General features: G+C 59.0%; 19 protein-coding genes. 18 read left to right on the top strand and 1 reads right to left on the bottom strand.

Annotated features, from left to right (window positions below):
• From G7Y50_RS04170 to G7Y50_RS04085, 18 genes are all read left to right on the top strand, one after another.
• The coding region (locus G7Y50_RS04170; protein WP_165056940.1) for a polysaccharide biosynthesis protein at nucleotides 1–396 on the top strand (396 nt) is incomplete at its 5' end.
• Between the two features lie 78 nt (nucleotides 397–474).
• On the top strand, nucleotides 475–1692 hold the full coding sequence (locus tag G7Y50_RS04165; RefSeq protein ID WP_165055116.1) for an NAD-dependent epimerase/dehydratase family protein: 1218 nt from the start codon (nucleotides 475–477) through the stop codon (nucleotides 1690–1692).
• Between the two features lie 4 nt (nucleotides 1693–1696).
• Nucleotides 1697–2857, top strand: a complete 1161-nt coding sequence (locus G7Y50_RS04160) for a UDP-N-acetyl glucosamine 2-epimerase (RefSeq protein ID WP_165055120.1) — start codon at nucleotides 1697–1699, stop codon at nucleotides 2855–2857.
• Nucleotides 2857–3990, top strand: coding sequence for an N-acetyl sugar amidotransferase (locus G7Y50_RS04155; RefSeq protein ID WP_206214761.1), 1134 nt, complete (start codon nucleotides 2857–2859; stop codon nucleotides 3988–3990). Before G7Y50_RS04160 ends, G7Y50_RS04155 begins: the two co-directional genes overlap by 1 nt.
• A complete protein-coding gene (gene hisH, locus G7Y50_RS04150; protein ID WP_165055122.1) occupies nucleotides 3991–4605 on the top strand; it encodes an imidazole glycerol phosphate synthase subunit HisH in 615 nt (204 codons plus the stop codon). It abuts the gene before it with no gap.
• A complete protein-coding gene (locus G7Y50_RS04145; RefSeq protein WP_165055124.1) occupies nucleotides 4606–5370 on the top strand; it encodes an AglZ/HisF2 family acetamidino modification protein in 765 nt (254 codons plus the stop codon).
• The gene (locus tag G7Y50_RS04140) at nucleotides 5370–6509 is read left to right on the top strand and encodes a glycosyltransferase (protein WP_165055126.1); all 1140 of its coding nucleotides are present in this window, start codon (nucleotides 5370–5372) and stop codon (nucleotides 6507–6509) included. The genes G7Y50_RS04145 and G7Y50_RS04140 overlap by 1 nt, the downstream gene beginning before the upstream one ends.
• 25 nt (nucleotides 6510–6534) lie before the next feature.
• A complete protein-coding gene (locus G7Y50_RS04135; RefSeq protein ID WP_165056938.1) occupies nucleotides 6535–7701 on the top strand; it encodes a hypothetical protein in 1167 nt (388 codons plus the stop codon).
• 84 nt (nucleotides 7702–7785) lie between these two features.
• Entirely contained in the window at nucleotides 7786–9282 is a 1497-nt protein-coding gene (locus G7Y50_RS04130) for an oligosaccharide flippase family protein (RefSeq protein ID WP_165055130.1), read from the top strand.
• Nucleotides 9283–9293: 11 nt separating this feature from the next.
• A complete protein-coding gene (locus G7Y50_RS04125; protein ID WP_165055133.1) occupies nucleotides 9294–10565 on the top strand; it encodes a hypothetical protein in 1272 nt (423 codons plus the stop codon).
• 48 nt (nucleotides 10566–10613) lie between these two features.
• A complete protein-coding gene (gene pseC, locus G7Y50_RS04120) occupies nucleotides 10614–11849 on the top strand; it encodes a UDP-4-amino-4,6-dideoxy-N-acetyl-beta-L-altrosamine transaminase (RefSeq protein WP_370457978.1) in 1236 nt (411 codons plus the stop codon).
• A 3-nt stretch (nucleotides 11850–11852) separates the two neighbouring features.
• Entirely contained in the window at nucleotides 11853–12521 is a 669-nt protein-coding gene (locus G7Y50_RS04115) for a transferase (protein ID WP_241156504.1), read from the top strand.
• Nucleotides 12514–13215 carry a pseudaminic acid cytidylyltransferase gene (gene pseF, locus G7Y50_RS04110; protein ID WP_165055146.1) on the top strand — a complete coding sequence of 234 codons (702 nt, stop codon included), beginning with the start codon at nucleotides 12514–12516 and terminating at the stop codon, nucleotides 13213–13215. Before G7Y50_RS04115 ends, pseF begins: the two co-directional genes overlap by 8 nt.
• Nucleotides 13212–14249 (top strand): pseudaminic acid synthase, encoded by a 1038-nt coding sequence (gene pseI / locus G7Y50_RS04105; protein ID WP_165055148.1) that lies wholly within the window; start codon nucleotides 13212–13214, stop codon nucleotides 14247–14249. The genes pseF and pseI overlap by 4 nt, the downstream gene beginning before the upstream one ends.
• Nucleotides 14250–14252: 3 nt before the next feature.
• A complete protein-coding gene (locus tag G7Y50_RS04100) occupies nucleotides 14253–14759 on the top strand; it encodes a GNAT family N-acetyltransferase (RefSeq protein WP_165055151.1) in 507 nt (168 codons plus the stop codon).
• The gene (locus G7Y50_RS04095) at nucleotides 14756–15790 is read left to right on the top strand and encodes a PseG/SpsG family protein (RefSeq protein ID WP_165055153.1); all 1035 of its coding nucleotides are present in this window, start codon (nucleotides 14756–14758) and stop codon (nucleotides 15788–15790) included. The genes G7Y50_RS04100 and G7Y50_RS04095 overlap by 4 nt, the downstream gene beginning before the upstream one ends.
• Before the next feature lie 20 nt (nucleotides 15791–15810).
• Nucleotides 15811–17022, top strand: a complete 1212-nt coding sequence (locus G7Y50_RS04090) for an acetyl-CoA carboxylase biotin carboxylase subunit family protein (protein WP_165055155.1) — start codon at nucleotides 15811–15813, stop codon at nucleotides 17020–17022.
• Between the two features lie 299 nt (nucleotides 17023–17321).
• Nucleotides 17322–17588, top strand: a complete 267-nt coding sequence (locus G7Y50_RS04085) for a helix-turn-helix domain-containing protein (RefSeq protein WP_206214760.1) — start codon at nucleotides 17322–17324, stop codon at nucleotides 17586–17588.
• A gap of 62 nt (nucleotides 17589–17650) precedes the next feature.
• On the opposite strand, the gene G7Y50_RS04080 is transcribed toward G7Y50_RS04085, so the two are convergent.
• Nucleotides 17651–18328: a DUF3800 domain-containing protein gene (locus G7Y50_RS04080; RefSeq protein ID WP_165055157.1), complete on the bottom strand. Its 678-nt coding sequence runs from the start codon at nucleotides 18326–18328 to the stop codon at nucleotides 17651–17653.
• Nucleotides 18329–18907: the final 579 nt, after the last annotated feature.

Genomic DNA, 18907 nt, shown 5'->3' with positions numbered 1-18907 from the left:
GCCTTCGAACATGCGAACCCTGGAGATCTTTTCGTCCAGAAGGCCCCGGCTTCGACCGTGGGCGACCTCGCCGAGGCCGTGCAGGAGGTGTTCGGGCGCACTGGCACCCAGGTCATCGGCACTCGCCACGGAGAGAAGCTCTACGAGACGCTCATGACCTGCGAGGAGCGACTTCGCGCTGAGGACATGGGCGACTACTACCGCGTGCATGCCGACACCCGCGACCTCAACTACGACAAGTTCGTAGTGGAGGGAGATGTTAAGACCCAGGCCGAGGAGGCATACACCTCCCACAACACGACAAGGCTCGACGTGGCGGGCACGGTTGAGAAGATAAAGACCGCGGAGTACGTGCGGCTCGCCCTGGAGGGCCGCGAGCACGAGGCGGTGCAGTAGCATGAGAATGCGCGAGGAACATCCACCGGCCTCAGTACTTCACGCTTCTACTCGCGATGGTAGGAATGAGGTGGCAGGATGAAAGTACTCGTGACGGGCGCCAAAGGCTTCGTCGGCCGCAATCTTTGCGAGAGTTTGAAGGCGATTCGGGACGGCAAAGACAGGCGGGAGCGCTACCAGAGCCTATTGCCATTGGAGGTCTATGAGTTCGACCTGTCGTCGACTGAGGGGCAGCTTGAGGATTGGTGCGGGCGTGCCGATTTCGTGTTCAACCTGGCAGGAGTGAACCGCACGGAGAATCCTTCCGACTTTATGGCCGGAAACCACGGCTTCGCAAGCGATCTCCTTGAGTGCTTGGAGCGGCACGGCAACACGTGCCCCGTGATGCTTGCCTCGAGCATCCAGGCGTCCCTCGAAGGCCGCTTCGCTAACAGCGAGTACGGCAAGTCTAAGTTGGCTGGCGAGAGCCTGTTCCGAGAGTACTCGAAGCGCACGGGTGCGCCCGTACTGATCTACCGCTTTCCCAACCTTTACGGAAAGTGGTGTCGGCCGAACTACAACTCCGCTGTTGCCACGTTTTGCGACGCGATAGCCAACGATCGCGATTACTTCGTGAGCGACCCAGGTGTCGAGCTCGAGCTGCTCTACATCGACGACCTTGTGGCCGAGATGCTCTCGGCGATGCAGGGCGAGCCGCATCGCTGCGACTACAACGGCTTGGGGCCCGTCGAAGGCGACGCGTTCTGCATCACACCTACCACAGACCACGTGACGCTGGGCGAGATAGTCGAGCTGCTGAAGGAGTTCAAGCGCAGCCGCGAGACGCTCGACGTCCCGAGGATGGCAGAGGGATCCCTTAGGAAGAAGCTCTACTCGACCTACCTCAGCTACCTCGACCTCGATGATCTTTCCTACCGTCTTTCTCCGAGCAAGGATACGCGTGGAAGCTTCACCGAGATCCTACACATGGACGACTACGGTCAGGTTTCTATTAACATCTCCGCCCCACGCGCCATCAAAGGTAACCACTGGCACATGAGCAAATGGGAGAAGTTCCTGGTCGTGAGCGGCGAGGCGCTCATTCGCGAGCGGCGTGTTGGTTTGGACGGGAGCGGCGAGCGGTTCCCCGTCGCGGAGTACCACGTGAATGGCGGCGATCGCGTGGTCGTCGAGATGGTGCCCGGCATGGCCCATAGCATAGAGAATTTGTCGGCCGACCGCGACCTCGTAACCCTCATGTGGGCGAACGAGCCGTTTGACCCGGATAATCCCGACACGTACTACGAGGAGGTCTAGCGCCATGGCGTCCTTCAAGAACGACGGCAGGCTCAAGCTGCTCATCATCGTGGGCACGCGCCCCGAGGTCATCCGCCTGTCGGAGGTGATAAGGAAGTGCCGCAGGTACTTCGACTGCCTGCTCGCCCACACGGGCCAGAACTACGACTACTCCTTGAGCGGCGTGTTCTTCCATGACCTGGAGCTCGGCGACCCCGACGTGTACCTGGACGCCGTTGGCGCGGACCTCGGCGAGACCATGGGCAACGTCATCGCCAGGAGCTACCAGCTCATGGTCGAGGTGGGGCCGGACGCGGTGCTGGTGCTCGGCGACACGAACTCGTGCCTGTCCGTCATCGGGGCCAAGAGGCTCCACATCCCCATCTTCCACATGGAGGCGGGCAACCGCTGCAAGGACGAGTGCCTGCCCGAGGAGACCAACCGCCGCATCGTCGACGTGATCTCGGACGTGAACCTGGCCTACTCAGAGCACGCCAGGCGCTACCTCAAGGACACAGGCTGCGCCCCCGAGCGCACCTACGTGACGGGAAGCCCCATGGCCGAGGTGCTCCGCAGGAACCTGGAGAAGATCAACGCGAGCGACGTCCACGAGAGGCTGGGCCTCGAGAGGGGCGGGTACATCCTGCTGTCGGCCCACCGCGAGGAGAACATCGACACGCAGGCCAACTTCGAGAGCCTGTTCGGGGCTATCAACAGGATGGCCGAGAAGTATGGCATGCCGGTCCTCTACAGCTGCCACCCCAGGAGCCGCAGGAGGCTCGAGGCCTCAGGCTTCGAGCTGCACCCCCTGGTGCGCATGTACGAGCCGCTCGGGTTCCACGACTACAACTGCCTGCAGGCCAATGCCTTCTGCGTGGTGTCCGACTCGGGGACGCTCCCCGAGGAGTCAGCCTTCTTCGCGAGCGTCGGGCAGCCCTTCCCGGCGGTGTGCGTACGCACCTCCACCGAGCGCCCCGAGGCGCTCGACAAGGCGTGCTTCGTGCTCTCCGGCATCGACGAGAGGGGCCTCTTGCAGGCGGTCGAGCTCGCCGTGGCCATGGAGCGCGACGGCCTCCATGCCGCCCCGGTCCCCGACTACTCAGACGAGGACGTCTCCGACAAGGTGGTCAAGATAATCCAGTCCTACGCCGGCGTGGTGGACAAGATGGTGTGGAGGAAGCGCTAGTGACTCGCGAATACCAAAGATGCACGCGCTGCGTGATGGACACCACGGACTCGAGGATAGAGTTCGACGAGAACGGCGTGTGCGATCATTGCCGCAACTTCGACCAGAACATCAAGCCGTACTGGAAGCCGAACGAGAACCGGCTCGACGAGCTCAAGGCGATAGCCGAAGAGATCAGAGCCTCGCGCAAAGGCGACTACGACTGCGTCCTGGGCTTGAGCGGAGGGGCCGACAGCTCCTACCTCGCCTACGTGGCGAAGGAGATCATGGGGCTGAGCCCCCTCGTCATCGTCGTCGACACGGGCTGGAACCTGAACGTCGCCGTCGAGAACATCGAGCGGATCGTCAAGGGCCTCGACCTTGACATGTACACCGAGGTGATCAACTGGAAGGAGATGGCCGATCTGCAGCTCTCCTTCTTCAAGGCCTCGATATCATCATGCGACTACCCGCAGGACCATACGATCTTCGCCACGCTCTACAACTATGCGGTAAAACATGGGATCAAGTACGTTTTGACGGGCTCGAACAACTCCACGGAGTTCATCAGGCCCCCCGTCGAGTGGTTGTACATGAACGACGTCACGATGGCGAAGGACATCCACAGGAGGTTCGGCAAGATCCCCCTGAAGACGTACCCCACGTGCAGCATGCTCCGCTACAAGATCCTGTACCGATACGTCTACGGGATGAGGCGGGTCTACCCCTTGGACTACGTCGTCTACGACAAGGCCGAGGCGATGGAGCTGCTCCACGAGAGGTTCGGCTGGGAGAAGTACGAGAACAAGCACTACGAGAACGTGTTCACCCGCTTCTTCGAGGGCTACTACCTGCCGCACAAGTTCGGCTTCGACACGAGGAAGAACGTCTGCTCCAACCAGATACTCGCGGGCACTATGACCCGCGAGGAGGCGCTCGAGCTGCTCTCGAGGCCCCCGTACGACCCCGACCAGATGGAGCTCGACAAGCAGTACGTGGCCAAGAAGCTCGGCGTGACGGCCGAGGAGTTCGACGGGATCATCGAGCAGCCCAGCAAGACTCCCGCCGACTACAGGAACCAGATGTGGGTCATCAGGCTCGGCGTCACCGTGAGCAAGCTGCTCGGCATCGAGAAGAGAAACCTGAGGGTGTAGATGATCGCTATTGTCGACTACGGCCTGGGCAACCTGGGCTCCATCCAGAACATGCTGCGCGTCATAGGCGCGAAGGTCATTGTGACTTCCGATGCTGATGATATTTGCAGGGCGGAGAAGCTGATACTCCCCGGCGTGGGCGCCTTCGACGCGGGGGCGGAGAGATTGGGCGCTGCGGGATTGGCTGACGTGGTCAGGCGGCAGGCGCTGGATTGCAGGAAGCCGATATTGGGGATCTGCCTCGGCATGCAGCTCCTGGGAAGGGGGAGCGAGGAGGGAGGGCTGCCCGGCTTGGGCCTCATCCCCTTCGAGTGCAGGAGGTTCAGGCTCGGCGACGCGGGCTTGAAGGTCCCCCACATGGGATGGGACGTGGTGACGTGCGAGAGGCCGGATGATCCTCTAGTGAAGGGGCTTAGCGCTGATCAGCGCTACTACTTCGTGCACTCGTACCACGCGGTCTGCGACAGCGAGGAGAACGTCTTGATGACGTGCGACTACGGCTATGGCTTCGCCGCAGCCGTTGTCAGCGGGAGCGTCTACGGAGTGCAGTTCCACCCGGAGAAGAGCCACAACTTCGGCATGGCCCTGCTCAAGAACTTCGTCGAGAGGTGCTAGATGTACAACAGGCCCCGAATAATCCCCGTGCTGCTGATCGACGACAGGGACCTGGTGAAGACGGTCCGCTTCGGCGAGCGGACCTACCTGGGCGATCCCGTCAACGCGGTGAAGATCTTCAACAGGAAGTACGTTGACGAGCTGGCCGTCTTGGACATCGCGGCGACCAAGGAGCGCAGGGAGCCGGACTGCGAGATCCTGCGGGACATCGCCAGCGAGGCGTTCATGCCGCTGAGCTACGGCGGGGGATTGTCGAGCATAGGCCAGATTCGAGACATCCTCGCCACGGGCTACGAGAAGGCTGTCCTGAACTCGGCCCTCGTCGAGGATCCCGATCTCGTGCGTGAGGCTGCCGAGACGTTCGGCAGCCAGAGCATAGTCGCCTCGATCGACGCCAAGAAAGGCGTTGACGGGTACGAGTGCTTCATCCACGACGGCGCTGCTTCGACGGGCGTCGATCCCCTTGAGCTGGCCGTGAAGGCCGAGTCACTTGGAGTCGGCGAGATCATCCTCAACTCCATCGACAACGACGGCATGATGGAGGGCTACGACCTGGAGCTCGTGCGCATGGTTTCCGATGCTGTCTCGATACCCGTCGTGGCCCTTGGCGGGGCAGGGGGGGTCGGGGATCTCAAGAAGGCTCTGCGAGACGGCCATGCGCATGCGGCGGCCGCAGGAAGCATGTTCGTGTACTACGGCCGCCTCAAGGCTGTGCTGATCCAGTTCCCCGCCGAAGCCGAGCTTCTCGCTGAGGGGATCTACTGATGGGCGGCTACGTCCAGATCCACAGCGATTCCTACAGCTGGTTCAAGCCGATAATCTACGACCGTCACCTGGCGTTGCTGGCTGATGGCGTGGACTCTTACGTGGCCTGGGGGCGCGGGCGCGAGCCGGGCGATGCTCTCGGCGCGAGCGGGCGGCCCCGCGAGCTTAAGATGTCAACCAAGATGGGGCTTTGGCGAGACGCTGCGCTCTCCCGCCTCGACGACCGGGACGGCTTTCACTCGAAGGGCGAGACGAAGCGGCTCTTGGCGTGGCTTGACGCGATTGATCCCGACACGGTGCACCTGCACCAGCTGCACGGCTACTACATGAACGTCGAGATGCTGTTCGAATGGCTGGCGGCGCGCAAATGCAGAGTTATCTGGACCTTGCACGACTGCTGGGCGTTCACGGGCCATTGCTCGCACTTCACGTATGCGAAGTGCGAGCAATGGCGTTCTTGCTGCTCATGCGAAAAGCCCTGCCCTCAGCTGAGGGAATATCCCAAGACAATTGGGAGGGGCGCGTGCAAGGGGAACTTCGAGGACAAGAAGAGGCTCTTCACGATGATCTCGCCTGAGCGCATGACGATCTACACGCCCTCGCGGTGGCTCGCGAATCTCGTGGACGAGAGTTTTCTTTCAAAATATCCTGTGGAAGTGCATCATAACCCAATTGACCGCACCGTGTTCAAGCCCACCCCGAGCGATTTTCGCGAGCGCTATGGCATTGGGAACAGGTTCATGATTCTGGGCGTCGCAAGCCCCTGGACTGAGAGAAAAGGGCTCGGTGATTTCATCCGATTAGCGGGAGAGCTGGATGAGCGCTATGCCATCGTGCTAGTGGGCCTTTCCAAGAAGCAGATCAAGGAGTTGCCAAAGCAAATAGTCGGCATCGGGCGTACTGGCAGCCCAAAGGAGCTCGCCGAGATATACACAGCCGCTGATTTGTTTGTAAATCCGAGCATCGAGGAGACCTACAGCATGACAACTGCCGAGGCGGCTGCGTGCGGTACTCCTGTTGTTGTTCGTGAGGGCTCGGCCTGTGTCGAAGCTGCCGAAGGTTCTGAGAGGGTTGTTTCTGATCTTGGTGATCTGGGAATCGCTATAAAAAAGTGCTATAAAAATATGAGGTGCAGTTAGTGTGCTGAAGCAAAAAAGTGGCAACGTGTCAAACGCCGTAGTGGAAAAATACAGCTTGGCGTATTTGCTTTTTTTTTGCGGGGTAGCTTTACTGTATTGCAATGGTCTTATCGTGTATACGAATGTGGAAGTTGCTTTCAAGGACCCTTTCAGAATTATATCGGTGTTTCTGCTGGTCGTTTCTTCCCTGTTGAATTTTAAGAACATACGCATTGCTGTTCCTGTTGTATTTATTGCTCTGCTGTCTGTTGTATCTGTTGTAATTCATGGGTTAACGACTTTGAACTTTCTTATTATTGTTCTGTTTGTTGTGAGCGCCAGTGCTTTCGAAAGGCAAATGGTTCTTCGGACGATTGCATATATTACAGTGCTGTCGCTTGTTTTATATACAATGCTGTATCTTTTAGGGTTCATACAGTGGGGTTTTACTTTTTTTGAAGGCCGTCTAAGAAACACTCTTGGATTTTACAATGAGAATGCAGCAGCCTCTTTTTTTTCGGCGATTCTCATTTTGCCCTACGCTTTTGGAAGTCGAAAACTCTTGTGGATGGCAATATCATCGCTATCTTGTTTTGTGATATATCGACTCACGGATTCTAGGAGCACTCTTGTTGTGACTCTGGTCTTGCTTGCGGCTTGCTTTATTTTTTACATGTTAGGGAGGCGCGATAAAATCAAGGAAAGCATCATCGTATCAAGCTTGCTTCTGTATATCGTCTTAGCGGTTACGTTCCTAGTCCCCTATCTTGATTCAGAGGCTCTGGACTATTTTCTTAGTTATAGACTCAGTAGTTTTCGACAAGGGATTGATGCTTTGTTCGAAACGATGTCAGTAATGTGGTTTGGTTTGCCATTTGAGGTTGATAGTTCTTATATCGTTCTGTTGGCGAGCTATGGCATCCTGTTTTTTTTGCTGATTGTCTACTGTATCCAGAAATCGATAGTCTTTTATTCAAGAAACAGGAGATGGATGGAGCTTGCTTTTATTTGCGCCATGCTGGTTTATGGCGTAGTTGAAAGCAACCTTTTTCGTCCGGAAGCAATTCTAACGCTGGTTTTCTGGTATTACGTATTTAATCCTGGGGGATGCGATTATTCGCGTACAGCCATGAGTTCAGTTAACTTGCGTAAGGTTTTTGCTGCAAATGAGATGCGTTTGCTGAAAGAGCAGCTGCGTGGAAAAGGATGCTAGCAATTAAACTAAGATGATTTCTTGTTGCGTCGAGGATAGTACATGTTCTTTTTAGCATTTTCTATATCGAAAGGGTAGAATCGGGTGCGCTCTTTCGGTAATTTTGCTGCTAGCATATTTAATGTTGCAGCCAGCTGTGTATCCACCCTCGCACTCTTGCCAATCATTCAGCAATCGCTTGGCGTTGCTGCTTATGGATACGTTGGTGTTGCAGCCAGCTTTATAAATGCCTCCACCGTCTTTTCTGTTGCTATCACGTCCATGGCGGCACGTTATATATCTATTGAGATCAATAAACGTGAGTGCAAGGTGGCCAATCAGTTCTTTAATTCCATCTTCTTTGCATGTCTGATCATGGGTTGCTGCTTTATAGCTTTTTTCTTTGCTCTATCTCTTTCCATTGACTCCGTGATGAGCATTGAGCCGGTTATGGTTTCTCAAGTTCAAGTTCTCCTTATGGCTATGGCGGGAACGCTGTTCTGCACTATGTTTAAGACTCCGTTTACGGCTGCGCTTTATGCGAACAACAGACTATACGTCGACAGCCTATTCTTGGGCATAAGCCAACTAGCCAGAGTTGTCGCTCCGCTTGCGCTTTTTGGTATTCTGGGCCCATCGATTTGGCTTCCATATATGGCTTCGCTTATGATCGATGTAGCTGCTTGCCTATTCTATGTGAGACGCTATAGAAAATACAACCCGAACCTATCCCTTGGTTTGGAATTCGCTCGATGGGCGCTCTTTGTTGAGGTGCTGTCTTCGGGCGTTTGGGTTTCCGTTCAGAAAGCAGGGGCTGTCCTTATCAGCACCATTAGCCTTTATCTTGCTAATATCATGATTGGCGAATACGAAGCCGGCATATTCAACACCATTACGCAGCTGCAGAGCTTCGCTTCGGTTTATGCCGTGGCCATGGTCAACCTTTTTGTGCCTTATATTTATAGTGCCTATGCTCATAACGATAGGTCTATTGGTCTTGTGCTGAAAAGGAGTTTTCACGTCGCCGGTCTTCTTCTTGGCCCTGTGCTGGGCGGTGTAATCGCTTTTGCCGTTGCGTTTTTGACGTACTGGACTCAGATGGATATGAGCGTTTACGCGCTGTGCATCACCATCATGCTTGGTTATCCGGCTCTCACATACGTCTGTGAGCTGCTAAGTCAGGTTTTTATTGCAGAGAAGGCCGTTAAAATACCCGCACTTGCGACTATAGGTTTTGGCGTGATGAACATTGCGCTTTCAGCTCTTTTCTGCGTAGTATTCGACCTTGGAGTCGTTGGTCTTGCGGCGGCGCAGGCTTTCTCGCTGCTTGCCAGGCATTATTTCATTACAGTTCCTTACGCATCGAAGCTTCTTCATATGAGAATAGCCAGGCTTCTCGGTATGTCCTTTTTCAGCCCTCTAGTGTCGTGCTTCTCGCTTGTCGTTGGTGTTGCTGTGGAGACAGCGTTCCCGCCAGTGGGGCTTCCGGTTCTTTTGTTGGAGGGATTTTTCTCAGTTGGTGTGGGTGTCGCGTTTGGGCTCGCTCTGCTTCCTGGCGATACTCGTGCGATCGTCATTGACAAGATTAAAAATAAGCTATAGGAGCGTTTCGTATGTCGATGAGAGTCATATTGTTCTACCAACATATAGGGCGTGAGTACGGTTCTCTGATTAGGATCCGCGAGGAGTTGATTGCCCTCACAGGTGGTCCTTGTGCTGTTTCCATTCGGTCTATTGATTTTGAATGGGCGAAAGCGTGTCGTGAGGCGCGCCAAGACGGTGTGGATGTTGTAGTTGTGCCATGGCTCTACATTGACCTCAACTATGCTCTCGTGACTCCGTTTTTTGAAATTAATCCCGAGGTCGTTATAATCAACATTCATCAGGAGCAGATAAGCTCTCCTTCTTCCGAAATAGTTCTTGAGCCGAAAGGCGATGCTGAGAAAAACGGATGTTATCACTTCGTTTGGAGTTCTTACTACGCCGATAGGCTTCGAAAATGCGGAGTGCGAGACGGGTTGATACGTGTGACCGGAAATGCCCGTCTCGATGATCTGGTTGCTTTTAAGTCGTCTAAGGGGACAAGGGGTGAGCTTGCGATCCGTTATTCGCTGGACTCTGGGAAGAAATGGGTATTATTTGCAGAAAGTCGCGGTTGGGTGCTTAAGGATACGCCTGCCAACAAAGCCGAAATGCTCCAAATGGGGGTGAGGGATGAGGATTATGAGAACAGCAAGCTTATTGACGCTGAATCGATGAGTCTTTTGTATGAGCAGATGCATGCATTGCCCGACTCCTACTTCGAAGACTGCGAACTGATATACAGGGCTCATCCCGGAACCGATGTTGGCAAAGGATTGGATTCGCGCGTGAGGCAGATCTCCTCTGAGTCCATAGGCGTATGGCTCAGGGCTGTTGACCTTCTTGCAATGTGGGGATCGACCAGCGCTTTCGAAGCTGAGATATATGGCGTTCCCGTTGTGCGACATGAGCCGATTCCCAATCCAGCCTGGCATCGTGTGGCGGGGCTTGCTGAATATCCTTTGATCGACAATATATTCCAGACGATTGCGGCTGTTGATGGGGACATTAAACAGCCTGAAGAAAAGGTATACGAGCGTTATTTCGGTATTGTTGACGGACAAAGGGCACGTTGCGTGGCTGAATCCATCGTGGAAGTTGCCGAAAGACGCCCTGTTCGTCGCCCGAGTTTTGAGCTGGATGGCGATCTGAAGCGCCAGTTATTTCGCAAGAGAGTGTTTGAATACACAACACGCGTTGTTTGCGATCTCAATCTGCTGGAAAAACTCCACTGGCCACGTTCGGCTTACTTCGAGAGAAGCGACATCCCCTTTTATAAGAATGACGTTGGGAGAAGGGCCTGAGCTGTAGTGCTTTGGTAGTCCTTCCGCGCATGCTGCAATTTAGGAGGAATGCTATCTATGGGCGGATTAACGAAAGAGAAGCTTGCTATTTGCGGTGGCAAGCCTGTGTGTGCGGAGCTTTTGAGCTACGGTCATCAGCTTATTGAAGATGATAACGTTGCCGCCGTGGAGGCAGTTCTGCGCAGCGACCACCTCACCTGCGGCCCGGCCACCGAGGCGTTCGAGGAGGCTCTCAGAGGCGTCACGGGCGCCGAGCACGTGACCGCCGTCGCGAACGGCACGGCGGCGCTGCACGTCGCGTGCCTGGCCGCGGGGGTGGGGCCGGGCGACGAGGTGATCGTGAGCCCCATCACGTTCGCCGCCTCGGCCAACTGCGCGCTGTACTGCGGAGGTACGCCCGTGTTCGCCGACATCGACCCGCAGACCTGGAACGTCGACCCTGCGTCGGTCCGGGAGAGGGTCACTGAGAGGACGAAGGCGGTCGTCGCCGTGGACTTCGGCGGCGTTCCGGTGGACGCGGCGGCGATACGCGAGATCTGCGACGAGTTCAACCTCGTCTTCATCGAGGACGCGGCGCACTCGCTCGGGTCCCTCCACGCGGGCGGGCGCCCCGTGGGCAGCGTCGCCGACCTCACCTGCCTGAGCTTCCACCCCGTGAAGACGGTGACCACTGGCGAGGGAGGCGCAGTCTGCGCGAACGACCCGGAGCTGGCCCGGCGCGTCCTGCTGTTCGCCAAGCACGGCATCACGCGCGACAGGGCCCTCATGCGGCGCCCCGACGAGGGCGGCTGGTACTACGAGCAGCTCGAGCTCGGGTACAACTACCGCATGAGCGACGTCCAGGCCGCCCTCGGGACGAGCCAGCTCAGGCGGCTCCCGGAGTTCTCGAGGAGGCGCAGGGAGATCGTCAGCTTCTACGACGAGGCGTTCGCGGGGATCCCCGAGGTCACGCCCCAGCTTGACCTCGACCCGCGCGCGACGACGCGCCACCTGTACTGCGTGCGCTTCGACCTGGAGGTCCTGAACACCACGCGCAGGTTCGTTTACGACGCCCTGCGTGCTGAGAACATAGGCGTGAACGTGCACTACCTGCCCGTGTACCGTCTTCCCTACTACCAGGACCTCGGGTACGACCCGGGCTGCTGCCCGGAGGCCAACCGCTACTACGAGGAGGTTGTGACATTGCCGCTGCACTGCCGCCTGACGGACGAGGACGTCGCCGACGTGGTGCATGCCGTGGAGAAGGTCGTGGCCGCCTGCCGCCGCGGCGAGGGCGGTGAGTAGGACGTGCTGCTCGCTCAGCCTAGAAGCTACGTTCGCGACCTGGTTGTTCGCCAGGTTGGGTCCCTCTACCCTCTCGGCGAGTCCGAGGTGGCCGGCATCGACGGATCGCTCGACGCCGCGCTCGAGCGTTGCGATCGGGCCTTCTCCCGGGTTCGCAACAAATACTATCGCGAAGGGGGTGACGCCAGGTTCGACCCGCTGCACGGGTGCCAATGGGCGTTCTTCCTGTACGTTCTGTCCAATTCCCTGCACCATGCGGGGGAGGGATCGGTCTGCGACAAGGTGTACGCGCTTTCCAAGGCCATGTGCGGCGCTGACCTCTTCTACCAGGTCGAGCTGCCCGGCGTCTTCACGTTCGACCATCCGCTCGGCGCGGTCATGGGCCGGGCGAGCTACTCGGACTACTTCAGCTTCGGCCAGGGGTGCACTGTCGGCAACAACCATGGGATCTACCCCACGTTCGGGGAGTCGGTGTTCATGATGAGCGACTCCAAGGTGGTGGGAAGCAGTAGGATCGGCGACAACGTGATCATATCGGCCAACAGCTTCGTCAAGGACGAGGTCGTGCCGAGCGGGTCCATCGTGTTCGGGCAGAGTCCGAACCTGACGATCAAGGAGGGCAAGTTGGACTACGTGCGGGAATATGCGGAGTCGGTGTTCATCTATGGCTAGCGCGGTATGCATAATCACCGCCCGCGGCGGCTCGAAGCGCATCCCGCGCAAGAACGTCCGCGATTTCTGCGGCAAGCCGATCATCGCGTACTCGATCGAGGCGGCGCTTCAGAGCGGCTTATTCGACGAGGTGATGGTCTCAACCGACGACGAGGAGATCGCCGAGGTGGCGCGCGGCTGCGGCGCTGCGGTGCCCTTCATGCGCAGCGCCGAGGCGAGCGATGACTTCGCGACGACGGCCGACGTCCTCGTCGAGGTCCTCTCGGAGTACGCGAAGCGGGGGAGAGGGTTCGACGTCATGTGCTGCCTCTACCCGACGGCGCCGTTCGTGAGCGCCGTTGAGCTGAGAGAGGCTGCGGCCATGCTCGACGCAGGGGCGACGTCGGTCGTCCCCGTGACCGCGTTCGATTTTCCGCCGCTGCGAGGATACAAGGTGGGCCCTAGCGGCGAGCTCGCCTACGCGTTTCCCGAGTGCGCGCTCGCGCGCAGCCAGGACCTCCCCGAGATGGTCCACGACTGCGGGAGCTTCTGTTTCGCGCAGGTGAGCGCGTTCGAAGCGAGCGGCGGCTTCATGACCCCAGGCGTGAGAGCCCTCCGCATCCCGGGCAAGCTCGTCCAAGACATAGACACGCTTGAGGATTGGGATCTTGCCGAATGGAAGTATCGGGCCATGATCCAGAAGGGGGAGAGATGAGGCTTTTCGATACCATCGAGCGGGGAGGCGTCTACTTCATCGCCGAGATGTCTGGCAACCACGGCGGCAGCATCGACAACGCGATGAGGATCGTCCGTTCCGCTGCCGAGGCCGGCGCGGATTGCCTGAAGCTCCAGACCTACACCGCCGACACCATCACCATCGACTGCGACTCGCCGGACTTCCAGACGCAGGCCGGGGGCCTCTGGGAGGGCAGGACCTTGTACGATCTTTATCAAGAGGCGTATACCCCCTGGGAGTGGCAGGGGGAGATCAAGGGGGAGTGCGAGCGCTTGGGCATGGACTTCCTCAGCTCGGTGTTCGACCCGACTTCTGTCGACTTCCTCGAGTCCATCGGCTGCGAGATGTACAAGATCGCCTCGCCTGAGCTCGTGGACATCCCGCTCATCCGCTATGCGGCCTCGAAGGGCAAGCCTATGGTCATGTCCTGCGGGATGGGCTCAGTTGAGGAGATACGGGACGCGGTCGAGGCCTGCAGATCCGTCGGCAACGACCAGATCGTGCTGCTCAAGTGCACGAGCGAGTACCCCGCCGTCTACGAGGACATGAACATCGCCACCATGGCGGATATGCGAGAGCGTTTTAGATGCGCCGTCGGGCTCTCCGACCACTCCATGGGGTGGTCGGTGGACGTTGCCGCAGCGGTGCTGGGTGCGAGCGTCATCGAGAAGCACTACTGCCTCACGCGCAGGGAGAAGACGGTCGACTCCGAGTTCTCCATGGAGCCGGATGAGTTCGCCTCGATGGTTCGTGACATCCAGCGTGCCAAGGCCGCCGTCGGACATGTGACATACGATCGCACGGAGAGGGAGGAGAGGGGGCTGTTCGGCCGCCGCTCGCTCTACGCGGTGAGGGACATAAGGGCGGGTGAGCTCTTCACGCTTGAAAACGTGCGCAGCATCCGCCCAGGCTACGGGCTGGCGCCGAAGCACCTTCCCAGCTTGCTCGGCAAGGCGGCACCGAGGGACATCGCGTTTGGCTCGCGGATCGAGCGCCAGGACCTGGAGGGCTGAGCGATGGACGAGCCCGTTACTCTTAGAAGGGTCGAGCCCTCCGACGTCGATCGCATCTTCGAATGGGTCGTCCAGCCCTGGTATGTGAATGAGTTTGCGGGAAACGCCGTTCCGACGCCGGAGACCCACAAGGCCTACTTCGACGCTGTGTTCGAGAGCGGGGCGTGCTTTCTCGCAGTTCTCTACGGTGGAGCGCACGTCGGCTGCGCAGGAGTGAAGTACATCGAGGGAACCCACGGGGAAGGGTGGTGGTACATAGGCGATGACTCCATGAGGGGCAAGGGCATCGGGACCGCCTTGATAGCCGCTCTTGCGGAATACGCTGAGGAGGAGCTGGGGCTCAAGAGCATGCACGCTTACGTCCTTGAGACGAACGTCGGATGCAGGAGGGCGTTGGAGAAGAACGGATTCTCCCCGACCTTCGGAGACTTCGGCGAGCACAAGGGCGTCGCAAACGTGCGATACGACCTGGTCTTCGCTTCGCGCGCGGGAGGGGCTGGTTCTCGATGATCGTGTTCAGGGCCGATGCCAACGAGGTCATCTCCGCCGGGCACGTCATGCGATGCCTCGCCATTGCCGAAGCGGCGTCAGACAGGGGCGTCGAGTGCATTTTCGTTTCTGCGGACGACCGCGCCTCCGCCTTCGCGTCGGCGGAAGGCTTCCGCTGCAAGGTGCTTGGCACGGACTGGCGCGATGTGATGTCCGAGGTCCCGGCGTTTGGCAGGGTGCTCGATTCGGTTCCCAACCCGCTCGTGATAGTTGACACTTATCAAGCGAACGAACGATACGTGAGGGAGCTCGCCCCCTTTGCTCGCGTAGGCTATCTCGGCACGAAGGTCGTCCCAGGTGTGGACTTCCTCGTCAACTACAGCCTGAGTGCGCGTAGGTCGACCTATGACGCGCTTCCCTCGTTCGATCGGGCCAAGCTCATGATCGGTCCCATGTTCGCCCCGCTCGGGAGCGGGTTCTCCCGAGGTTGCATTCGCGTTTCGGAGCGTGTCCGGTCCATTCTTCTCACAACCGGCAACACCGATCCTGTTGGGGTCATGGAGCCTATTGTCAGGAAGCTAGCCCCCATGGCTTGCGACGAGGGCTTCTCGATCAAAGCTGTGGTGGGTCCCCTGTTCGACCGGCAACGCGTGGGTCTCGAAGAATCTGCCTGCGGTCTGCCGATCGAGTTCTGCAGGGACGTCAAGGACATGGGGTCTCTCATGCGCTCCGTCGACCTCGCGGTGTCGGCATGCGGCACGACGCTCTACGAGCTGGCTGCATGCGGCGTTCCCACGGTCGGCTTCTCCCTTTCCCCCGAGCAAGACTCAGGCGGAGAGGCTGCTGCGCTTGGCGAACGGGGGCTAATAGAGTACGCGGGAAGGGCTTACGAGGACAGGGAGAGATGCGCCGCAACTGTCGGCGAGCTGGTCAACAGCCTCGTCGGCGACCGACGGAGAAGGGCTGAGCTTTCCTCCTCGTTCCATGGGCTGGTCGACGGCCGCGGCTGCGAGCGGATATGCGACGAGTTCCAGAGAGAGGGGTGGCTTTGATGGCGGGTGGAGGTGCCGGCATGGCAAAGACGATCCTTCTGCTCGGCGGGTCCGCCCAGCAACTCGACTCCTTTGCCGCCGCCCGCCGCCTCGGATGCCGGATCGTGCTGTGCGACTACGATCTCTGTTGCCCCGGAAGGGAGCTGGCCGACGTCTTCTACGAGGTGAGCACCGTCGACCGCGACGCCGTGCTCGATGTTGCGCGGAGGGAAGGGGTCGGCGGGGTCGTGTCCTACGCCTCAGACGCCCCTGCGCCGGTGGCGGCGTGGGTGTCCGAGCAGCTCGGGCTCGCGGGCAATCCCCCCGAAGCCGTCTCCATGATGTGCGACAAGGGGCGCTTCCGCTCCTTCCTCGAGGAGAACGGCTTTTCCGTGCCGGCTAACGTTGTCGTGAGGGGCGCTGGCGGAGACGATGCGAGGAGGGTCGTTCGCGCGGTCGGCGTTCCGTGCGTCGTGAAGCCGGTTGACTCCGCCGGGAGTCGCGGAGTGACCGTCGTTCGCGACGAGGAGGACGTGGCTCCGGCTCTGAGCCGCGCGCTTTGCTTCTCGCGCAAGGGCGAGGCCGTAGCCGAGCAGCGCATCGAGTCTCGGACGAGGGGGCGCGTGATCGAGGCGGAGATATTCGTCGAGAAGGGCGAGATCGTCTCATGGGGGCTCATGAGCGCGTTCAGGGACCTCTCGCTGAACGGGATCGTCCCTTCGTGCTATGTCCATCCCCTCATCGGCGATGGCGGGACGGCTGAGGCGGTGCGGCAGGTTCTCTCGCGCCTGATCGAGTGCTCGGGGGTAATCCAGGGCCCCTTGAACATCGAGCTCATCGAGGATGCGCGCGGGGACCTGTACGTCATAGACGTCGGGCCCCGCAACGGCGGGAACTACCTGCCCCGGTTCTTCTCCTTCGCCTCTGGCGACGACTTGGTCGAGGCGACGCTGCGCGTGGCTTTGGGGGAGCCGTCCGGGCTGCGGCGGTTCGAAGGCTCTGACGACGGGGTGTGGGTTCAGCTCATGCACTATGCTCGCGAGTCGGGAACGTTCCGTGGCTTCTCGACCACAGAGGATTATGAGTGGGCGTGCATGGAGACGCATCTCTACAAGGAGGTCGGCTCGTCCGTGGAGCCTCTTTCCAGCATTAGCGATTCGATCGGCGTGAGCCTGCTTCATTTTCCGCACGAATGCGATGTTGAGGGGCTGGTTGCGCGCCTTCCCCTCATGTGCCAAACGGTGGTGGATTAGTTTTGGGAGGCGGATGCCTTTTGTGATGGTTTTCCGACTTCTGCAACTATCTATTGATCGTGTTTTGTCTTGATGGGCTGATGCGAGTTTTGTGAAGCCTCTTTCTTTAACCTTGAAAGCAAAGTACGAACAATATGGCCATCCTCCCAGCTTGGTTTGACATAGACGCGCTCCCTTCTTGTTCGTGGAGCATTTGGCTATAGGGCGCATCATACGCTGTAGAATGACGCTTCTGCAACTATCTATTGATTGACTTTTAAAGAGCTAATGCGAGCTTCGCAAAGCACTTCACCCGAATTTTGAAAACCAAGCGCAAGCAACATGACTTCCTCCTGGGCGGCTTGAGTCCCGCAGTCGTTCAGATGCGGCTGGGGGCGCGTGTCCGCACCTTGCGCGACGAGCGCGGACTCACGCAGGTCGACCTTGCGCGCGTCTCGGACATGGACCGCTCGCAGCTGGCCGCCATCGAGACGGGACGGCGCAACGTCACGCTCGCCAACCTCGCGCGCCTCGCGGGCGCGCTCGACGTCACGCTCGCCCAGCTGCTCGACGGCGTAGACGGATGAGGGACGGCCGTGCAGGTGAGAACATGATCTAAGCTTCGACGGCTGTGGCGAGACGCGTGGGCTCAGAAGTCCTGGCGGCGAAACGCCTTGAGGTAGGTCTTCTTGAATCGCTCCGCGCCGCCGAAGAACGCGCGCTCGGACCTGCTGAGCCCGCCCTCTTGGCGCTTGGCCTCGACCAGCTCCATGGTGCAGGCGAGGTCAGCCGCCTGGAACAGGAGGTAGTCGGCGGGCGACACCACGCGGAACTCCACCTCGGAGAGGGAGGCGGCGAAGGCGAGCCTGAGGACGCGGCTGACCTCCTTCTGCCCCTTGTCGTAGTAGACGATCACCCGGTCGAAGCCCTGGAAGTACGAGAGGTTCTCGCGTACGAAGGAGCCGAGCTCGCGGGCGATCCGCACCTCGAGCTCATGTCCGCACCCGAACCAGCGCTTGTCGACGACGATCACCTTGTGTCTGATGTCGCAGCGCCGGGCGAAGGCGAACAACGCGTCGAATGCCTTCTTCCTTGTGCTTCCGTCGAGGTTCGCGTATCTCTCCTCGCGTCGGATGAGCGGCGCGGTGTGGATGGGCGCGAGGGCGTCGAGCCCTGCGTCTGCGAGGGCTCGGCTGAGCTTCCTGGCCTCGTTGTAGATGGGGTGGCTCTGGTCGTGCAGGATGATGCCGACGAGGTAGTGCGTGCAATGGTGGGAGACGGCCCCGAAGTCGCCGCTCTCGTCGACGAACACGCTCAGCTCACGCATCTTCGCTCCCATCGCCGGTCTCGCGGGGAGAAAAATGGCGGGGACTGTTCCCCGCCGATGGGTGGACCCGCCTCAGGCGCGCCCAGATAGCTCCTTATACCACATAGCGTGCGTTTGCGCAACTGGTTCTGGCGGGTCGCGCAGGCTTTCGTCTGTGCGGTTGCATTTACAATCTACCCTTTCGCCTGTGCTTGGCCGGACCTTGAGAACCGAAGAGAGATGACCGACTTGGCTATGAGAGTCGCAGCGGTCGGGACGGGCTGTGTGGGCGTCCCCGCGAGGCTGCTGAGGTAGGGAGGGCGGGCTCTCGGCATGGTCTAGGGTCCTTGCTGCGTCGAAGGGTTGACGCAGTCCAATTAGTTGCTCATGTTTTCGGCTGGTTCCTCCGTTGATATCCGCGAGCGCAGCGTCACTGAGGGGCAGTTCCGGTCCCCATCGATTTCGTAGCCGAGGAAGGAACGACTTCGGATAAAAATACGCTAGGAGCGCCGCTCGTCGCGTCATTAGAGACGTTGGGCTCCTGACTAGAATCAGCTTGTGCGTTCTTGTCGGCGGCGCACAGAAGGTTCGATCCTCAAA

The sequence above is a fragment of the Adlercreutzia sp. ZJ176 genome, assembly GCF_011038975.1.
In the GTDB taxonomy this organism is placed as follows: Bacteria; Actinomycetota; Coriobacteriia; order Coriobacteriales; family Eggerthellaceae; genus CAAEEV01.
This window is presented reverse-complemented; position numbering and strand designations above follow the sequence as displayed.

Coding starts and splice junctions, on each gene's coding strand:
- G7Y50_RS04165 (WP_165055116.1), top strand. CDS start 475: ATGAAAGTACTCGTGACGGGCGCCAAAGGCTTCGTCGGCCGCAATCTT.
- G7Y50_RS04160 (WP_165055120.1), top strand. CDS start 1,697: ATGGCGTCCTTCAAGAACGACGGCAGGCTCAAGCTGCTCATCATCGTG.
- hisH (WP_165055122.1), top strand. CDS start 3,991: ATGATCGCTATTGTCGACTACGGCCTGGGCAACCTGGGCTCCATCCAG.
- G7Y50_RS04145 (WP_165055124.1), top strand. CDS start 4,606: ATGTACAACAGGCCCCGAATAATCCCCGTGCTGCTGATCGACGACAGG.
- G7Y50_RS04140 (WP_165055126.1), top strand. CDS start 5,370: ATGGGCGGCTACGTCCAGATCCACAGCGATTCCTACAGCTGGTTCAAG.
- G7Y50_RS04125 (WP_165055133.1), top strand. CDS start 9,294: ATGTCGATGAGAGTCATATTGTTCTACCAACATATAGGGCGTGAGTAC.
- pseC (WP_370457978.1), top strand. CDS start 10,614: ATGCTATCTATGGGCGGATTAACGAAAGAGAAGCTTGCTATTTGCGGT.
- pseF (WP_165055146.1), top strand. CDS start 12,514: ATGGCTAGCGCGGTATGCATAATCACCGCCCGCGGCGGCTCGAAGCGC.
- pseI (WP_165055148.1), top strand. CDS start 13,212: ATGAGGCTTTTCGATACCATCGAGCGGGGAGGCGTCTACTTCATCGCC.
- G7Y50_RS04100 (WP_165055151.1), top strand. CDS start 14,253: ATGGACGAGCCCGTTACTCTTAGAAGGGTCGAGCCCTCCGACGTCGAT.
- G7Y50_RS04095 (WP_165055153.1), top strand. CDS start 14,756: ATGATCGTGTTCAGGGCCGATGCCAACGAGGTCATCTCCGCCGGGCAC.
- G7Y50_RS04090 (WP_165055155.1), top strand. CDS start 15,811: ATGGCAAAGACGATCCTTCTGCTCGGCGGGTCCGCCCAGCAACTCGAC.
- G7Y50_RS04080 (WP_165055157.1), bottom strand. CDS start 18,328: ATGCGTGAGCTGAGCGTGTTCGTCGACGAGAGCGGCGACTTCGGGGCC.